Origin of the sequence: Pseudoalteromonas sp. SIMBA_162, assembly GCF_046535955.1 — a bacterium.
GTDB lineage: Bacteria > Pseudomonadota > Gammaproteobacteria > Enterobacterales > Alteromonadaceae > Pseudoalteromonas > Pseudoalteromonas marina.
Window position 1 is genome coordinate 1 of sequence record NZ_JAWJBQ010001411.1, and the last position, 228, is coordinate 228.

Genomic DNA, 228 nt, shown 5'->3' on the forward strand with positions numbered 1-228 from the left:
GCGCGGCTCAGCGCATGGCGGAGCGTCGCAATCTCCTGGTGCTGGAGGTCAACGCCATCGGCACGGCCTGGCTGCGGATCGACATGCTTGCCGCGCCCGCGCAACCCCCATTGCGCGACGCATTCCGCCGCTATGTCGACGAGCGCATCAACTACTACCGGCATGTGGCCGACCTCGAGGCGCGCGAGGCGATCGCCGCCAGGGTGGCGGCCTTGCAGAAGCAGATCT

The 228-nt window shown here is 68.4% G+C and carries 1 protein-coding gene; it reads left to right on the forward strand.

Annotated elements, in window-relative coordinates:
• Positions 1-14: 14 nt before the first annotated feature.
• Positions 15-228 (forward strand): hypothetical protein (locus R0J88_RS24255; protein WP_410901495.1); only part of this gene is annotated, 214 nt, incomplete at its 3' end.